The sequence below is a fragment of the Plantactinospora sp. B6F1 genome, from assembly GCF_040120695.1.
Classification (GTDB): Bacteria; Actinomycetota; Actinomycetes; order Mycobacteriales; family Micromonosporaceae; genus Plantactinospora.
The window spans coordinates 1-15,180 of record NZ_JBEEAC010000005.1 but is presented as its reverse complement, the minus strand read 5'-3'; the positions used below and the strand labels follow the sequence as shown (position 1 = coordinate 15,180).

Sequence of the window (15,180 nt, the reverse complement as noted above, 5' to 3'; positions counted from 1 at the left end):
CCGCTGCGCGACGCGCTGATCCGGCGGTGTGGCCCGCACCCCGCCGCCCGGTCCGGTCCGGCACCGGATGAAGCACCCCGCCCCACCCACGCACCCAGCTCGACAGCCTCCGCACCGCACCCACTCACCGCCAGACCCGCCGCCCCACCCACGCACCCAGCTCGACAGCCTCACGGCCAGAAGTGTTCCGGGCCGGCGACGGAGGTGACCTGGCCAACCGGTCCCGGGTGGGCCGGGGTGGCGACCGGAGCGGTCGGGGTTAGCGTGGACCCGTGGCGCTCTCCCTGGCGATCTCCCCCTGCCCCAACGACACCTTCGTGTTCCACGCCCTGGTGCACGGGCTGGTTCCCGGTGCCCCGCCGGTCGACGTGACCTACGCCGACGTCGACGTCACCAACACCGCCGCCGAACGCGGGGCGTACGACCTGGTCAAGGTGAGTTACGCGGCGCTGCCGTGGCTGCTCGACGACTACCATCTGCTGCCCTGCGGCGGGGCGTTGGGCCGGGGCTGCGGACCGCTGGTGCTGACCCGGGAGGATCGGGCCGGAAACGCCGACCTGACCGGCGCGACCGTGGCGGTACCCGGCGACCGGACGACGGCGTACCTGCTGTTCCGGCTCTGGGCGGCGCGGCGACCCCCGGCGCGGATCGAGGTGGTCCCGTTCCACGAGATCATGCCGGGGGTGGCCGCCGGTCGGTACGACGCCGGGCTGGTCATCCACGAGGCCCGGTTCACGTACCCGCGCTACGGGCTGACCGCCCTGGTCGACCTCGGGCAGTGGTGGGAGGCGGACACCGGCCTGCCGATCCCGCTCGGCGCGATCCTGGCCCGCAGGGGTGCCGTCGACCCGGCCGAGGCGACCGGCTGGATCCGCGACTCGGTACGCCGGGCCTGGGCCGACCCGGCCGGTACCGAGAAGTACGTTCTCGCGCACGCCCAGGAGATGGAGCGTGACGTGGTCGACCGGCACATCGCGCTCTACGTCAACGAGTTCACCGCCGAGCTGGGCGTCGACGGCCAGGCGGCGGTCGACGCCCTGCTCGGCCGGGCCGCGGCCGCCGGGCTGACCCCTCAGATCTCCAGTTCGCGGGCGACCGCGTGGACGAGCTGAGCCACCGTCTGCGCGGTCTTCCGGTCGGGGAAGCGGCCCCGGCGCAGGTCCGGCTGGACCTTCGCCTCCAGCACCTTGATCATGTCTTCGACCAGGCCGTGCAGCTCCTCCGCTGGCCGGCGGCGAAGCTCCGCCATGGACGGTGGCGCGTCCAGCAGCTTCACCCCGAGCGCCTGCGCGCCCCGGCGGCTGTCCACGACGCCGAACTCGACCCGCTGGCCGCCCTTCAGGTCGGTGACACCAGCCGGCAGCGCGCCCTTCGGCAGGAACACGTCGCCACCCTCGTCACTGGTGACGAACCCGTAGCCCTTGGCCGCGTCGTACCACTTCACTCGACCCGTCGGCACCTGAGAAACCTCGACTCCCTGATGAGATTGCTGTCCTTCACAAGGCTAGCCGCATCAGCCGCCGGAGCGCCTGCGGGAATCCGGTAAGGTCCTCGACCACCAGATCGGCGCCGGCCGCCCGCAGCTCGTCACCGTCGTGCGAACCGGTGGTCACCCCGAGTCCCGGGATGCCGGCCGTCTGCGCCGCCACCATGTCGGCGATGTGGTCACCGACGTAGAGTTCCGCGCCGTGCGTGGTCAGCGCGGTCGCCTTGTCGGCGGCGAAGAGCTCGCCGACCAGCTCGTCGACCTCCATGCCGAGGTGTTCCAGGTGCAGCCGGGCCAGCGGGCCGTACTTGCCGGTGACCACCACCACCCGCAGACCCGCCGCCCGGACCTCGGCCAGCGCCTCGACCGCGCCGGGCAGTGGCGGCGACATCGTGATCGCGTACTCCGAATAGAGCGACCGGTAGATCTCGACGGCCTCGTCCAGTCGCTCCGCCGGAAACCAGTTCCGCAGTTCGGTCCGGAGCAGCGGGCCGAGTCGGGAGACCACCGCGTCGGCGTCGACGTACACCCCGGTGCTGGCGGTCAGCGCCCGGTAGGCGGCGGCTATCCCGGGCCGGGTGTCGATCAGGGTCAGGTCGAGGTCGAACCCGACGGCTGGGGCAGTCACATCGTCATGATCGCACAACCGTCGGAAACCACCCCTGGTGCCGCTCGCCGACCGACGCACACGAGCGACGCCCGGCCGGGATAGCGTGAAAGGACGATGACCACACTCGCCGACCACCTGCGGGCGTTGCCCGACGAGGCGCTGGCCGCCCTGTTCCGGCTGCGTCCGGACCTCGTCGTGCCGGTACCGACCGATCTGTCCGCCCTGGCGGTCCGCGCCCAGTCCCGGGTCTCGGTCGCCCGGGCCCTGGACGGGCTCGACGAGTTCACCCTGCGGATCCTGGACGCGGCCCGGCTCAGCCGTGACGCGGATCATGGCGAGACCTCCACGGAGGCCGTCCTCACCCTGGCCGCCGGGACCGACCGCCGGGCGGACCGGACCGCCGCCAGGTCGGCCGTCGACCGGCTCCGGGCGCTCTTCCTGCTCTACGGGCCGGAGGAGTCCCTGCGAATCGTGCCCGGCGTGGACGAGGTCTGCTCGCCGTACCCGGCCGGGCTGGGCCGGCCGGCAGCGGAGCTGGACCCGGAGGCGGCCGCGCTGGTCGCGGACCCGGCCCGGCTGCGCCGGACCCTGTTGGCCGCGCCGCCGCCGGCCCGGGCGATCCTGGACCGGCTCGCCACCGGGCCCCCGGTGGGCACGTTGCCGGCCGCCGCCGCGCCCGGCGCGGGTGCGGCCGCCCCGGTTTCCTGGCTGGTCGACAACCGGCTGCTGGTGCCGGTGACCGAGCCCAGCGCCCTGGCCGGCAAGCCGACCGCCGTCGAACTGCCCCGGGAGATCGGCCTGCTGCTGCGCCGCGACTCCGGTCCGCTCGGTCCGCTCCGCCCGACCCCGCCGGCGGTGGCCGGCGCGGCCAGGGAGCCGAAGGCCGCCGACTCCGCCGGCGCCGGCCAGGCGATGGAGGCGGTACGGCACACCGAGGCGCTACTCGAACAGCTCGCCACCGAACCCGCCCCGGTACTCCGCTCGGGCGGACTCGGCGTACGCGACCTGCGCCGGCTGGCCCGGGCCACCGGGCTGGACGAGCCGACCGCCGCGCTGCTGCTGGAGGTGGCGTACGCGGCGGGACTGCTCGGCGAGTTGGACCTGCCCGGTACGGCCACCGCCCGGAACGGAGCGGACCAGCAGCTGCTGCCGGCCGCCGGCTACGAGGGCTGGCGGGAGGGCTCGCTGGCCCACCGCTGGGAGCACCTGGCCCGGGCCTGGCTCAGCATGACCCGGCAGGTGGGGCTGGTCGGCCAGCGCGACGAGCGGGACCGGCCGGTCGCCGTACTCTCCGCCGAGGTGGAGCGGGCCGGGGTGCCGGCGGTACGCCGTGCCGTGCTCGACGTGCTGGCCGATCTCGAACCGGGCGCCGCACCCAGCGTCGACGAGGTCGTCGACCTGCTCGCCTGGCGCTCGCCCCGGCGCAGCCTCGGCCGGGAGGCCGGGCAGCGGGAGGTGATCGCCGAGGCGGCCCTGCTCGGTGTCACCGGGCTCGGCGCGCTCACCACGTACGGCCGGCTGCTGTTGGCGCAGTGGGCGGCCGGGGACACCCGGCTCGGCGAGCCCGGCGACGATCCGCTCGGCGTACGCCCGGACGCGGACGGCGCGGCCGGGGGCGGTTCCGCCGCGGTCCGGGCCCTGGACGCGCTGCTGCCGGCGCCGGTCGACCATTTCCTCGTGCAGGCCGACCTGACCGTGGTGGTGCCGGGGCCGCCGGAGCCGAGCGTCGCCGCCGAACTCGCGACGGTGGCCGAGCCCGAGTCGGCCGGCGGGGCCAGTGTGCACCGGGTCACCGGGGCGAGTGTGCGCCGGGCACTGGACGCCGGGTACGCGGCCGAGGACCTGCACCAACTCTTCAAGCGCCGGTCCCGCACACCGGTACCGCAGGGTCTGACCTACCTGATCGACGACGTGGCCCGCAAGCACGGCGGGTTGCGGGTCGGCTCGGCCGGGGCGTACCTGCGCAGCGACGACGAGGCGCTGCTGACCGAGGTACTCGCCGACCGCCGGCTCGGCCCGATGTCGCTGCGCCGGCTGGCCCCGACCGTGCTCACCACCCCGCACCTGGTGGGGCGGCTGCTCGCCGCGCTGCGGGAGGCCGGGTACGCGCCGGTCTCCGAGGACGCCACCGGGGCGACGGTGCTGACCCGGCCGAAGATTCGCCGGGCGCCGGCCCGGGGCTCGGTCGCCAACCGGGTCACCGATCCGCTGGCCACGCCGAGGCTGAGCACGCCGAGGCTGCTCGGAGTCGTGCAGCAGGTCCGTCGAGGTGACGCCGCGACCCGGGCGGCCCGCCGGGCGCCGAGTACGGTCCGGGGGGCCGGCCGGGCGGGTGGAGCCGGGCCGGGGATGCCGACCGCGCACGCGCACACCCAGGCGCTGGCCGTACTCCAGCAGGCGGTCCGGGACAAGGCGCTGGTCTGGGTCGGGTACGTCGACGCGCACGGCGCCACCGCGTCCCGGCTGGTCCGTCCGGTGTCGATCGGCGGCGGATACCTGCGGGCCGAGGACGAGCGCACCGAGATGCTGCACACCTTCGCCCTGCACCGGATCACGGCGGCGGTGCTGGAGGAGTGAACGCAAGGAGGGGCCCTTCTACAACAGAAAGCGATAAGAGGAGGCCCTTCCTCACACCTCAGTCGCGGGGGTGCTGCCGGACCGAGCCGACCACGGAGACGATGAGCAGCAGGGTGAAGGCGGCGCCGAGCCCTTCGCCGAGCGAGTCGACCAAGCCCTGCTGCTGCACCAGCCAGCCGAAGAGCACCCAGCAGGCCAGCAGCACCGCCACGGTGGCGTACGCCAGCACGGTGGCCCGGGAGACGGGCGCCGGAAGGGGTCCAGGGGCGGTCGGGGGATCTGCCTCGGACCTGACCTCACCGTCGACCGTCATCTGTGACCTCCCACCACGCGGCCTGCCCGAACCTCCAGACTCGCACCTGGCGGGCCGATATGACAGGTCCACCGACCGGAGTCGCGTCAGGTGCCCGGCCGGCGACCCGTCACGTGCACCCTGGTGCCCACCTTGCCGAGCTGCCACAACCGGCGGGCGTCGACGGGCAGCAGGTTGACGCAGCCGTGCGAGCCGATCGGCTTGTTGTGCAGGTAGGTGGTGGTTTCGTGGAAGCCGATCCCGCCGACGAAGCGCTGCCAGTACGGCAGCCACACCTCGTACGGGTCGGACCACTCCTTCGTGTTGCGGAAGTTGATTTTGTAGGTGCCGGCCGGCGTGGCGTACCCCGACATGCCGGTGCGGGTGACGGTGGGCGGCATCACCACCTTGCCGTCGCGCATCGCCCAGACGGTCTGCAGGGTCAGGTCGACGCAGAAGGTCGTACCGCTGCCGGTCCTGCACTTGCCGGTGTCGGTGCGGGCCAGCCGGCGGGCCACGTCGGCGGTGGTCGGTCCGGCCCGCCCCTCGGGCGGCCGGATGTCGTAGCGGCGCTGGAACCTCTTGATGGCGGCGCAGTCGGCGGCCGACTGCCGACCGTCGACGGTGACCGTGCCGAACCCGCCCAGCCGGGCCAGGTAGCCCTCGACCTCGCGCTGCCGCTCCCCCTGCGGGCAGCCGCCCGGCGGCTTCGGGGAGGCGGTACGGGTCGGCTTCCTGGTCGGCTTCCGCGTCGGTTTCTTCGTCGGCTTGCTCGTCGTCGGCGCCGGCTCGCGCGGGCTGGTACGCGGACTCGGCGTGACCTTTCCCTGATCCGGCCCGGGCGGCGCGCTCGCCCCCGTTGCGTCCTCCGCCGCCCCGACCGGCGCGAGCCCCCCGGCGGCTCCCGACTGGTCCGACTGCGGATCAAACGCGCACGCACCGGCGCCGAACAGAGTGACCGCGACCAGAGTGACCAGACCGGTGCCGAGACGTGTCAGAACCATCTGCCCTCCCCAGAGCCGTCGACAGCTAGACGCACGGGAGTACCACTTCGGTTGCGCCCGGTGAAGAATTTTTCCGGTTCGTTATCCATCGTGCAAGACTGGAGGGTCGGTGCGTAGGACGCCCGACCGGAACGGAAGGGCGTGAGCGTGAGCGGCGGACCACTGATCGTGCAGTCGGACAAGACCCTGCTGCTGGAGGTCGACCACCCGGACGCGCTGGCCTGCCGGATGGCGATCGCACCCTTCGCCGAGCTGGAACGCTCGCCGGAGCACGTGCACACCTACCGGCTGACCCCGCTGGGCCTGTGGAACGCTCGGGCGGCCGGGCACGACGCCGAGGGCGTGGTCGACGCGCTGCTGCGGTTCTCCCGCTACCCGGTGCCGCACGCGCTGCTGGTCGACGTCGCCGAGACGATGGACCGGTACGGCCGGTTGCAGCTCGTCGCGCATCCCAGCCACGGCCTGGTGCTCCGGGCGGTGGACCGGCTGGTGCTGATCGAGGTCGCCAAGAGCAAAAAGCTCGCCGGCATGCTCGGCGCGAAGGTCGACGACGACACCGTGGTCGTGCACCCGTCCGAGCGGGGCCGGCTCAAGCAGGCGCTGCTCAAGCTCGGCTGGCCGGCCGAGGACCTGGCCGGCTACGTGGACGGCGAGGCGCACCCGATCGAGCTGGCCACCGAGGGGACCGACGGGCGCCCCGGCTGGGAGCTGCGGTCATACCAGCGGGAGGCGGTGCAGCAGTTCTGGGCCGGCGGGTCGGGCGTGGTGGTGCTGCCCTGCGGGGCCGGCAAGACCCTGGTCGGGGCCGCCGCGATGGCCGAGGCGAAGGCGACCACCCTGATCCTGGTCACCAACACCGTCGCCGGCCGGCAGTGGAAGCGGGAGCTGATCGCCCGCACCTCGCTGACCGAGGAGGAGATCGGCGAATACTCGGGGGAGCGCAAGGAGATCCGTCCGGTCACCATCGCGACGTACCAGGTGCTGACCGCGCGGCGCGGCGGCGCCTTCACCCACCTGGACCTGTTCGGTGCCCGGGACTGGGGGCTGGTGATCTACGACGAGGTGCACCTGCTGCCGGCGCCGATCTTCCGGTTCACCGCCGATCTCCAGGCCCGCCGCCGGCTCGGCCTGACCGCCACCCTGGTCCGGGAGGACGGCCGGGAGGGCGACGTCTTCTCGCTGATCGGCCCGAAGCGGTACGACGCGCCGTGGAAGGACATCGAGGCGCAGGGCTGGATCGCCCCGGCGGACTGCACCGAGGTACGCGTCACGCTGACCGACGCCGAACGGATGGCGTACGCGGTCGCCGAGCCGGAGGAGCGCTACCGGGTGGCGGCGACCGCCCGGACCAAGCTGCCGGTGGTGAAGGCCCTGGTCGAGCGGCACGCGAACGACCAGGTGCTGGTGATCGGCGGCTACATCGACCAGCTACACGAGCTGGGTGAGACGCTGGACGCGCCGATCGTGCAGGGCTCGACCACGAACAGGGAACGGGAACGGCTCTTCGACGCGTTCCGGGCCGGCGAGATCTCCACCCTGGTCATCTCCAAGGTCGGCAACTTCTCCATCGACCTGCCGGAGGCGGCGGTGGCGATCCAGGTCTCCGGCACCTTCGGGTCGCGGCAGGAGGAGGCGCAGCGCCTCGGCCGGGTGCTCCGGCCGAAGGCGGACCGCCGGCAGGCACACTTCTACACGGTGGTCTCCCGGGACACCATCGACACGGAGTACGCCGCACACCGGCAGCGCTTCCTCGCCGAGCAGGGATACGCGTACACGATCGTCGACGCCGACGACGTGCTCGGCCCGCCGCTGCCCAGCGTGGACTGAGCTGCCTCCCGACTCAGCAGGCATCCGGACGCCGCCACTGGGGCGACTGTTTGCGCCCTTTCCACCAAGTCGGGCGGTAGCGACTGGTGGGCGCGCGGTCGGCGGCAGACGCCGTACGCTCAGGCATTGATCGTTATGGCAGGATGCGGCGATGAAGAGGCTGGTTCACCCACTCGACGACATGAACGTGCTGGTGCTCGGAGGCGGAGGCGAAGGGATCGGACGGGCGATTTCGCGTGCATTCGCTTCGGCTGGCGCCGCTGTCGCAGTCGCTGACATCGATCCCGATCGGGCCATTGATGCCGCCGAGGAGTTGGCCGGGTCAGGGGCCCGCGCTGTGCCACTCACCGGTGATGTACGGTCCCGATCAGTCCCGGACGCCTTGGTTGCCGCCACCGTCGCCGAGTTCGGCCGGCTCGACACGCTCGTGACCGTAGTGGGCGGGCAGGTCGCCTTCGTGCCGGCGGTACGACTGCACGAGATGAGCGACGCCGACTGGGATCTCGTGTACGAAATGAACCTCGGCTATGTAGCCCGCGCGGCACGCGCAGCGATCCGTGCCTTCCTGACCCAGGGACAAGGCGGCTCGATCGTGAGTGTCGGTTCGGTCACCGGGATCATGGCCGCGCCCATGCAGGCCGGCTACGGGGCGGCCAAGGCCGGCCTCGCCAGTCTCGCCAGGACCGTCGCTGCCGAATACGCCGGCGACGGGATCCGCATGAACGTCGTGGCCTGCGGCGCCATCGCAACGGCGGTAGCGAACTCCGCGCAGCCCGCCGACGACGTGCCTGAGATTCCGATGCGCCGGCTCGGCGTTCCCGACGATGCCGCTGCGGCCGTCGTCTACCTGGCTTCACCGCTCTCGTCCTACGTGACCGGGCAAAGCCTCGTCGTCGACGGGGGTGTCACGGTGCGGGGCCCATTCGCCACCTGACTTGATCTCTGGCGCAACGCGGCTGTAATCCCAGCGCTGGAACTGGCAACGGGATAGCCGCACATCGGTAGTTCGGGGTGCGGGCACGACGGGATGCCGAGCACCGAACGTGACGACTCGTCGTCGGCCCGCGCGCCCGGTTGGAACCAGAAGCGGAGGCCGGATCTTGACCGAGTGCTCGGGCGTCTGGCGATCGTGATCGGCGACTACGGCCGGTACTCGGCGGTCCGCGACACGACTCTGGCGGACGGTCTCACGTACCTGTTCGGCCGGGCCACCTGCGGCATGTGTGGCAGCGGGTTCGATCTCAGCGACTGGAGCGAGGCCGAGAAGCGCGACCGATGCCTGATGCTGAGGCAGCGAGGAATCCGCTGCGGTCAGGTCCAGTTCACCGGGTTTCCGGTCGTCAGGGACGCGGTACACAACCGCCGCAGCACGCCGAGCAGGTAGGCGAAATCTGCCGCCGAGCCTGGTCTGACCTCTACCGCCAGCCGCTGCGGCGACACCGGCAGATAGTCGGCGATCGGCGCCATCTCCAGCCGCACTGTTTTCCCGCTGCCTGTGAACTCCAGTTCACCGCCCGGCAGCACCCGCTGTTCGAACCGGACCGTCCGGAACAGCGTGACCGGCGGATCCACTCGCTTGTCGACGACGAAGAAGCCGTCAAGGTCGAGACCGAGGTCGTAATCGCGGCCCCAGACGAACACACCCCGACAACTTTCGATGTAGCTGTACAGAGCGTCTCCGGTCGCCTCGTCGACCAGGACGATTTTGTCTGGCAGTTGTGCCCGGCTTTCGAAGTAGTCCAGCTCGGCCAGAACCGCTGGCACCTCCGTGGCAGGAATCGAGCCGTCGTTGGTCTGCGGCAGATAGCTGAGCAGCCTGGGGAAGTTCGACGCGCCCGCCTCCCGCAAGGTCTGCTGGAAGATCCGCACGCCAGCCCAGGCGCCCACTTCCTCGTGGGCGAGCAGCATGTCCTCGTGCGGGCATCCGTGCCTGAGCCAATCCTCGACCGCGCGGTGCTCGTCTGTGTTACTGGGATCCCAAACCTTCAGCAGGCCCAGTCGGCCGTCCTGATCGAACCCAGTCGGGCCGACCGGCGCCGGAATCGCCAGGCCATCCTGCCAGCAGCGGCAATACACGTATGCCCCGACTCCCATGGTCGACAAGCTACCAAGGCGACAGCCAGCGCATCACGCGGCCTGACTCGTCCTATGCGCGCTCATCCGCTACCCGCCCGGAAGCCGAGCCGTGCGCCGCATTGAACGTTCGCTGGTTACACGGCGTTCCTGGTCACATTCACGGCCGTCGAGGCAACCGGCCATTGGGACGCGGAGTGCGGCTACTCCTGCCGGCCGTCGCTCGATCAGCTGGTTGAGCAACTGGTCGAACGCCATCGGCGGTGGAGGACAGGCTGAGACAGCTTCAGAGTTGAGAGGCACGGCGCCCGGCGCCGATGGCCAACATCAGCCGATGGCCAACATCAATAGCGGCAGAAGTGAGCGGCGTCAGGCGGTCTCGCGGGCCAGCCGGACGAAGGCGCGCCAGGCGACCGGGCCGAAGGTGAGCGCCGGTCCCTGCCGGTCCTTGCTGTCCCGGACCAGCACGCGGCCGGGCAGGTTGTCGGCGACCTCCACGCAGGAGCCGGTGGCGTTGCTGCGGGTGGAGGTCCGCCAGCGCGGTTCATTTGTGATCATCGAGCATCCTCAGGATCATGTCTCGGGACTGGACCACGGGCAGTGCCAACGCGTCGATCTCTTCCCATGCTAGTTCCAGGTGTCCCAGGTTGCCACGGTCGGTCACCGGGTGTCCGATCAACTGGTCGTCCAGGAGGCCGATCCGCCGGCCATCCGGCATTGTCGCGATATTGAACGGGCCGGAGAGCCCGGCGTGAATACCCTCCCACTCGGCCGGGATGATGCGAATCTTGACGTGCGGTCGGTGGCTCTCGTCCGCCAGGTGGCCCCACTGTTGTTTGCGGACTTCGCGCGGGCCACGGCTCAGTGCCAGCTCGCCGATGATGGCGGAGAGCGCGACGGGGTTGTCCCGGTGGATCGTGTTCGCCTGCCGCTCGCGGCGGGTGGCGACCAGGTCGTCAACCTGACCGGCGGTGCGGGGCACCGCCGCGAAGACTTCGCGCATGTACGCCTCGCATTGAGCCATTTCCAACCTGATGGTGCAGGTCAGCGGCGTGGAGGGGGCCGGTAGCCGGGTGAGGCGAGGCTCCCGGTAGGACAGCAATCGACCAAGAAAGATGCCCCTACCGGGAGCCTCGTTGCTGTCTTACCCTGCCTCGATCCCGCTGTCCACCCGGTCGCTGAACCACGTCGCCGACCTGATCCGTACCCATCGCCACCAGCGACGATCCCGGTGGCGCCGCCTCGACCCGGGCCGCCAGGCGCTGCTCGTCCTGGCCCACCTGCGCAACGGCGACACCCTTGCCCGTCTGGCCGCCGGGTTCGCCGTCGGAGTGGCCACCGCCTGGCGCTACATCCGCGAGGCGCTCACTCTGCTCGCCGCGACCGCCGACGACCTGCACCAGGCGATGAACAGGATCCGGCTGCTCGCCTACGCCATCCTCGACGGCACCCTGATCCCGATCGACCGCGTAGCGGACCAGAAGCCGTACTACTCCGGGAAACATCGGCGGCATGGGATGAACGTGCAGGTCATCGCCGACCCGGCCGGACGCCTCGTCTGGGCCTCGGCGGCGCTGCCCGGCTCGACACACGACCTGACCGCCGCCCGCACCCACCGCATCGTCGCGACGTTGACCAGCGCGAACGTGATGACCTTCGCGGACAAGGCGTACCAAGGTGCCGCCGGCTGCGTCCGCACCCCGTTCAAGCGTCATCGCTACCGGCCGAAGCTGTCCCGCCGACAGAAGGCCGTGAACAAGGCTCACGCCCGCATCCGCGCCCGCGGCGAACGCGCCGTCGCCACCCTCAAAACCTGGAAAGTCCTGACCAAGCTGCGCTGCAGCCCGTCCCGAACGACCGCGATCGTGCAGGCCATCCTGGTCCTGCACCACGTCGAGAACCCGATCTACCGAGGATGAAAAACGCTCATTGAGCCATTTCCAACCTGATGGTGCAGGTCAGCGGCGTGGAGGGGGCCGGTAGCCGGGTGAGGCGAGGCTCCCGGTAGGACAGCAATCGACCAAGAAAGATGCCCCTACCGGGAGCCTCGTTGCTGTCTTACCCTGCCTCGATCCCGCTGTCCACCCGGTCGCTGAACCACGTCGCCGACCTGATCCGTACCCATCGCCACCAGCGACGATCCCGGTGGCGCCGCCTCGACCCGGGCCGCCAGGCGCTGCTCGTCCTGGCCCACCTGCGCAACGGCGACACCCTTGCCCGTCTGGCCGCCGGGTTCGCCGTCGGAGTGGCCACCGCCTGGCGCTACATCCGCGAGGCGCTCACTCTGCTCGCCGCGACCGCCGACGACCTGCACCAGGCGATGAACAGGATCCGGCTGCTCGCCTACGCCATCCTCGACGGCACCCTGATCCCGATCGACCGCGTAGCGGACCAGAAGCCGTACTACTCCGGGAAACATCGGCGGCATGGGATGAACGTGCAGGTCATCGCCGACCCGGCCGGACGCCTCGTCTGGGCCTCGGCGGCGCTGCCCGGCTCGACACACGACCTGACCGCCGCCCGCACCCACCGCATCGTCGCGACGTTGACCAGCGCGAACGTGATGACCTTCGCGGACAAGGCGTACCAAGGTGCCGCCGGCTGCGTCCGCACCCCGTTCAAGCGTCATCGCTACCGGCCGAAGCTGTCCCGCCGACAGAAGGCCGTGAACAAGGCTCACGCCCGCATCCGCGCCCGCGGCGAACGCGCCGTCGCCACCCTCAAAACCTGGAAAGTCCTGACCAAGCTGCGCTGCAGCCCGTCCCGAACGACCGCGATCGTGCAGGCCATCCTGGTCCTGCACCACGTCGAGAACCCGATCTACCGAGGATGAAAAACGCTCATTGCAGCAACCCTGGTATCAGCAGCGGTTCCCAGGTGCGGATCAGCATCGCGCGGCGCTCCTGCTCGAACCACGATCGCAGCCAGGGTTGCCGGTCCTCGCGCTCAAGCTTGGCGAGCTTGCGGATCTCGTCGCCCGTACCGAAGAACTCGTCCAGGCGCTGGGCCGTGTCGTCCTGCGGGGTCAGCTTTCCGCTCTCGAACTGCTGGATCAGCGACTTCGACACGGTGAGCGCCGCCGCGACTTTCTCCTGTGACAGCTTCCGGCCGACGCGCAATTGCCGGAGCCGGGATGGCAAATCCTGACGGTCATTCACGATTATCGTCACCTGCCGTTCGCGCGGATACTTACGCTGACCCATCCATGAACGTCTTCTATCTTCCGGCGCTTCGGTCGCGCGGTCCAGCATGGATGCCAAGCACGGCGATTCGGGCGCGATCGGCAGAAGGAAAAGCACCCGACTCGGCACGGCGGGTTGCACCGCGCACCGGTCGTCGTGCGGCGTATGGCCCCGCCCGGTCGGCCTCACCAGGCAGAGGGTGAGGCGGGGACGGGATCGGGCGGGGTCTGTCGACGGTCCCGGGAGGACCGGAGCCCGGTCCGGCTCGCTGCCATGTCGCGCGGGCCGGGGTGGAGGTAAACCGGTCCCCCGGGTACCGAGGAAACCGGGAAGGCGGAAAGGGCATGAGTGAGACCGAGCTGACGCGGCTCGTCGCCGAGACCATCCACGCGTCCGGGTGCCCGGACATCGTTGCGGCAGTACCGTTCGGCGGTGGGACGGAGACGCCCGGCATCCGGATAGAGCATGCGGGAGGCGGCACGACGTACCTGGTGCTCACCCCTCCCGCACGTAGCGGGACGACGGCCGACGTGGTGGAGTTCCTCAATTTCGTCGCGGGCCTGCTGCACCGAGCGCAGCGACCGGAGATCCTGCGGGTGGAGGCCGTTCTCACGGCCTTGGACCACCCTTCCGGACTGCGGGTGACCACGGCAGCCGGAGACGTGCGGGTACTGCGGGTGCTGCGCACCGAGGCGCGGCCGGTGACCGCCATCCCGATCACCCCCGCCACCTCCGCCCCCAACGCGGCGGGGCTCCGGGACGCGTTCCCGCGCGCCGGGCGGTCCCAGCCGGAGGGAGGTGATTGATCGAAGGCTCCTGTTCACCCGGCGAGTCATCGCCGCCTGCGCTCGGCCATTTCCTGTGACGATGAGGTGGTTGCGGTCATCATGGCCGGCTACACTTGCTGCAGTTAGAGCAGTTGGGTCAGTTGAGAGGGGCCGCCGTGACAGACCTGCTTATACGTGACGCCAAGGCCCTTCATCGTGCCCTGGCCGAACCCGGCAACGAAGTGAACGTGGCGCTGTCACGGGAGACGGCCGAGTTGGTGTCACGCCTTGTCGATGCCCGGGCGAACGGCGAGGAGATCATCGTTTCGCCGGCAAACGCCGAAGTCAGCCCGACCGAGGCGGCGGTCCTGCTGGCGATGTCCCGCCCCCAAGTCCGCAAGCTGATGGACCGGGGCCTGCTGGAGTCTCGCAAAGTCGGCACCCACCACCGCATCCGCGTCTCCTCGATCAGGACGTTCCTGGAGGCAGAGCGTGAGCGGCGGCGCGAGGCGATGGCCGAACTGGCCGCCGTGCAGAACGAACTTGGCCTCACTGAATGAGCAGCACCGCTGGCGAGGCCGATCTGATCCGGGTCGTCCTCGCCGACGCGAACGTGCTCTACTCCCGGGTCCTACGGATTATCTGCTCTATGCGGCTGACCAGGAGATTGTCGCCATCGCCTGGAGCGCCCAGATCCTGGGCGAGGTCACAGAGCACCTCATGGGGAACGTGGAGGGCTTCGACCAGGCGGCCGCTCAACGGCTGGTAGGCGCGATGAACCGCGCCTACCCCTACGCCGAAGTAGAGCCCGACAAGGAGCATTGGCAGATGCTGAACGGGCTGTCGCTCCCAGACGACGACGACCGCCACGTCCTCGCCGCATCACTCGCCGCCGAGGCGACGGTGTTGTGTACCTCGAACACCAAAGACTTCCCAGCGAACCTTGCCGAGGCTCTCGGCTTCGAGGTACTCGCTCCGGACCAGTTGCTCAGTCGGCTCGTGGTCGAGCATGGGCCGCAGATGCTCGCTGCCCACCAGACCGCCGTCGCCTCGCTCAAGGGCGCCACGGACGAGTCGACCGTCATGGCACTTCGCCGAGCTGGCGCACCGACGACGGCCCGCCTGATCGCCCGACTGCTCAGGGCTGAATAGCAGTCGTGCCGGACGGGACTCCAAGACATCCGCTGTTCGGCTAATACTCCAAGCAGCGGGTGGGCCGCGCAGACGCGGGATAGCCGCTACAGAGGTTGAAAGGCTGACGTCCCTCGACGTGTCCGCGTGATCCGCGTCGATGGTTTGGGTAGGTCGGGGTGATGAGGTATCCGGCTGGTGGTGGCATGAACGCGGCAGCCCGGGTCCGGC

Annotated in this window: 17 protein-coding genes; 9 read left to right on the top strand and 8 right to left on the bottom strand. The window is 70.6% G+C overall.

Going from position 1 to position 15,180, the window contains the following annotated elements; genetic code table 11:
• Positions 1-272: 272 nt before the first annotated feature.
• Positions 273-1,112, top strand: a complete 840-nt coding sequence (locus tag ABNF97_RS09280) for an MqnA/MqnD/SBP family protein (protein ID WP_130461720.1) — start codon at positions 273-275, stop codon at positions 1,110-1,112.
• Here ABNF97_RS09280 and ABNF97_RS09275 read toward each other — a convergent pair.
• Together ABNF97_RS09275 and ABNF97_RS09270 are read right to left on the bottom strand one after the other, a co-directional pair.
• Positions 1,073-1,459, bottom strand: coding sequence for a cold-shock protein (locus ABNF97_RS09275; protein ID WP_101368382.1), 387 nt, complete (start codon positions 1,457-1,459; stop codon positions 1,073-1,075). The two genes, ABNF97_RS09280 and ABNF97_RS09275, sit on opposite strands and share 40 nt — an antisense overlap.
• A 37-nt stretch (positions 1,460-1,496) precedes the next feature.
• Positions 1,497-2,114, bottom strand: coding sequence for an HAD hydrolase-like protein (locus tag ABNF97_RS09270; protein WP_130461719.1), 618 nt, complete (start codon positions 2,112-2,114; stop codon positions 1,497-1,499).
• A gap of 96 nt (positions 2,115-2,210) precedes the next feature.
• Between ABNF97_RS09270 and ABNF97_RS09265 the strand changes: the two genes are divergently transcribed.
• Positions 2,211-4,673, top strand: a complete 2,463-nt coding sequence (locus ABNF97_RS09265; RefSeq protein WP_349338259.1) for a helicase-associated domain-containing protein — start codon at positions 2,211-2,213, stop codon at positions 4,671-4,673.
• 58 nt (positions 4,674-4,731) lie between these two features.
• Here the strand turns inward: ABNF97_RS09265 and ABNF97_RS09260 are convergent, their stop codons facing one another.
• A complete protein-coding gene (locus ABNF97_RS09260) occupies positions 4,732-4,986 on the bottom strand; it encodes a hypothetical protein (protein WP_130461717.1) in 255 nt (84 codons plus the stop codon).
• 86 nt (positions 4,987-5,072) lie between these two features.
• Positions 5,073-5,969: a L,D-transpeptidase family protein gene (locus tag ABNF97_RS09255; RefSeq protein WP_130461716.1), complete on the bottom strand. Its 897-nt coding sequence runs from the start codon at positions 5,967-5,969 to the stop codon at positions 5,073-5,075.
• Between the two features lie 147 nt (positions 5,970-6,116).
• Between ABNF97_RS09255 and ABNF97_RS09250 the strand changes: the two genes are divergently transcribed.
• Both ABNF97_RS09250 and ABNF97_RS09245 read left to right on the top strand, forming a co-directional pair.
• The gene (locus ABNF97_RS09250; protein WP_349338258.1) at positions 6,117-7,796 is read left to right on the top strand and encodes a DNA repair helicase XPB; all 1,680 of its coding nucleotides are present in this window, start codon (positions 6,117-6,119) and stop codon (positions 7,794-7,796) included.
• Positions 7,797-7,977: 181 nt separating this feature from the next.
• Entirely contained in the window at positions 7,978-8,730 is a 753-nt protein-coding gene (locus ABNF97_RS09245; RefSeq protein ID WP_349338423.1) for an SDR family NAD(P)-dependent oxidoreductase, read from the top strand.
• A 377-nt stretch (positions 8,731-9,107) separates the two neighbouring features.
• Here the strand turns inward: ABNF97_RS09245 and ABNF97_RS09240 are convergent, their stop codons facing one another.
• The 3 genes from ABNF97_RS09240 to ABNF97_RS09230 all read right to left on the bottom strand — a co-directional run bounded on the left by ABNF97_RS09240 (position 9,108) and on the right by ABNF97_RS09230 (position 10,893).
• Positions 9,108-9,890: a hypothetical protein gene (locus tag ABNF97_RS09240; protein ID WP_349338257.1), complete on the bottom strand. Its 783-nt coding sequence runs from the start codon at positions 9,888-9,890 to the stop codon at positions 9,108-9,110.
• Positions 9,891-10,238: 348 nt separating this feature from the next.
• Positions 10,239-10,427 carry a DUF397 domain-containing protein gene (locus ABNF97_RS09235; RefSeq protein ID WP_349338256.1) on the bottom strand — a complete coding sequence of 63 codons (189 nt, stop codon included), beginning with the start codon at positions 10,425-10,427 and terminating at the stop codon, positions 10,239-10,241.
• Entirely contained in the window at positions 10,414-10,893 is a 480-nt protein-coding gene (locus ABNF97_RS09230; protein WP_349338422.1) for a DUF5753 domain-containing protein, read from the bottom strand. The genes ABNF97_RS09235 and ABNF97_RS09230 overlap by 14 nt, the downstream gene beginning before the upstream one ends.
• A 112-nt stretch (positions 10,894-11,005) precedes the next feature.
• Between ABNF97_RS09230 and ABNF97_RS09225 the strand changes: the two genes are divergently transcribed.
• Positions 11,006-11,788, top strand: a complete 783-nt coding sequence (locus ABNF97_RS09225; protein ID WP_349338255.1) for a transposase family protein — start codon at positions 11,006-11,008, stop codon at positions 11,786-11,788.
• A gap of 131 nt (positions 11,789-11,919) precedes the next feature.
• On the top strand, positions 11,920-12,702 hold the full coding sequence (locus tag ABNF97_RS09220; protein ID WP_349338255.1) for a transposase family protein: 783 nt from the start codon (positions 11,920-11,922) through the stop codon (positions 12,700-12,702).
• A gap of 7 nt (positions 12,703-12,709) precedes the next feature.
• On the opposite strand, the gene ABNF97_RS09215 is transcribed toward ABNF97_RS09220, so the two are convergent.
• Positions 12,710-13,240: a helix-turn-helix domain-containing protein gene (locus tag ABNF97_RS09215; RefSeq protein WP_349338254.1), complete on the bottom strand. Its 531-nt coding sequence runs from the start codon at positions 13,238-13,240 to the stop codon at positions 12,710-12,712.
• A 155-nt stretch (positions 13,241-13,395) separates the two neighbouring features.
• On the opposite strand from ABNF97_RS09215, the gene ABNF97_RS09210 reads away from it, so the two are divergent.
• The 3 genes from ABNF97_RS09210 to ABNF97_RS34140 all read left to right on the top strand — a co-directional run bounded on the left by ABNF97_RS09210 (position 13,396) and on the right by ABNF97_RS34140 (position 14,970).
• The gene (locus tag ABNF97_RS09210; RefSeq protein ID WP_349338253.1) at positions 13,396-13,857 is read left to right on the top strand and encodes a hypothetical protein; all 462 of its coding nucleotides are present in this window, start codon (positions 13,396-13,398) and stop codon (positions 13,855-13,857) included.
• 137 nt (positions 13,858-13,994) lie between these two features.
• Entirely contained in the window at positions 13,995-14,378 is a 384-nt protein-coding gene (locus tag ABNF97_RS09205; RefSeq protein ID WP_349338252.1) for a helix-turn-helix domain-containing protein, read from the top strand.
• A 169-nt stretch (positions 14,379-14,547) separates the two neighbouring features.
• Positions 14,548-14,970 (top strand): hypothetical protein, encoded by a 423-nt coding sequence (locus ABNF97_RS34140; RefSeq protein WP_502930470.1) that lies wholly within the window; start codon positions 14,548-14,550, stop codon positions 14,968-14,970.
• Positions 14,971-15,180: the final 210 nt, after the last annotated feature.